Raw genomic sequence first — 1,551 nt, 5'->3', positions numbered from 1 at the left:
TTTGGTAGGTGGTTTGAAATGTTCGAACCCGATGTGGAATTGGTTTTTGATGCATATCTAGCAGCTTACGTTTTAGGCAATTACTGGGATTATTCTGGCGACGCATTAAAACTTATCCTGGATAGGAAGTTTGAGTTTTTATATAGTTTGGTTGATAAGATATACGAAAAGGAAAGATGGCCATGCTTGCATACCAATATGCCTGAGTTGAATTTTTTGTGGGAAAGAGAAAACTATATTGAAGAGATTGAGGGCTACGCGAAGTATATTCATATAAAAAATGAGAAATCCTATAGGTATAAAGATAATATATTTGGCAAATTGTTTACTAAAGAAAATAGTAAAGCTGACTCAGAAGAGATGATTCAAAAAAAACATAATTTCTTTCGTAGAGTTATCACTAAGAATGCAACTGACATTACATTCATGTGCTTTCTATTTGACTCGGCCAACTACCTTAGCAAAGAAACAAGGAGGGAACTATTAGAGTTATTCCTTAAAGAAAATGATAAGTTCGAGGACTTTAAAAATGTTAGATTGCGACTAACTACTCGGATTTGGTCAGGTAGTCGAGTCCCCATCTTGGAACGAGAAAGGAATTTCCTTGAAAGTTTACTACCACTTTTTAACTCCATTCGGTTTCTTGAACATAAATCCTACGTAGAAAAACAAATTGAGTATAAGTTGAAGTCTATCGAGGATGAAAAGAAAAGAGATTATCTTGAGAGCAGATAATTAGGCATCTACTTAGGTTGTTGTTGAGTAGAAATAATATGTATATAGTGAGTGATTTTTGACTACACATACACATGTATATGGGTTTCTGATAAAGCTTTTCTACATTTAGCTATAGTTCAGTAGTTACTTTTTGCTAATTTTTAGATAAGAGATATTTAAAATCATTGATACACATTTGCTACATGACAATTTAATTTTAAACAATGTTTCTGGTGTAAGTGTAAGATTTAATTAAATTTAATGCATTTATGTTAACCCCTTAACGCGGCGTTAGCTTACACATTAGATTCAAAGGATGAAAATTGAAAATTAGAGAAGCTCAAGCATCAGATATAGATTCGCTTTTACGTCTAAATTATCAGATTGGAGTCATGCACTTTGAGAATGCACCAGAAGCATTTGTTGAACCATCGTTTGAAGAAAAAGAGTTTCTCCTTCGCACTATAAATGATCAATCAAATCTCTTTCTGGTTGCAGACGTTAATAGTGATGTTGTTGGTTTTTTGACTGCTACTGTTACTCAAAATGAAGCTATTCCATTCTTAGTTAAAACGCCTATTTGTCGTGTTAGCACAATCGTAGTCGATGAAAAAGCGAGAGTTTCAGGTATTGGTTCTCAGCTTATGGCTCATTGTAACGACTGGGCTAGATCTCAAGGTGCAGAGCAAATTAGACTTGAGGTAATGGCTTTCAATAAGCATGCGCAAAGCTTCTATGCGAAATTGGGTTTTCAAGAGCAGTCAAAAACAATGTGGAAAAATGTAAGCTAACAAGGCGTTTAAGAGGGATTCATGCCGCGTGGCATTTTTGGTT

At 34.5% G+C, this 1,551-nt stretch carries 1 protein-coding gene and 1 pseudogene; both read left to right on the top strand.

Going from position 1 to position 1,551, the window contains the following annotated elements; all coding sequences use genetic code 11:
- Positions 1-735 (top strand): annotated as a pseudogene (locus M901_RS00525) (DNA replication protein); the annotation flags it as partial.
- A gap of 305 nt (positions 736-1,040) precedes the next feature.
- Positions 1,041-1,508, top strand: a complete 468-nt coding sequence (locus M901_RS00520) for a GNAT family N-acetyltransferase (RefSeq protein WP_021276192.1) — start codon at positions 1,041-1,043, stop codon at positions 1,506-1,508.
- The last annotated feature ends 43 nt before the right edge of the window (positions 1,509-1,551 follow it).

It is taken from the genome of Bacteriovorax sp. DB6_IX, assembly GCF_000447775.1.
Lineage (GTDB): Bacteria > Bdellovibrionota > Bacteriovoracia > Bacteriovoracales > Bacteriovoracaceae > Halobacteriovorax_A.
Note: the sequence above shows the minus strand (reverse complement) of the source record. Positions and strands in the feature narration are given on the sequence as shown.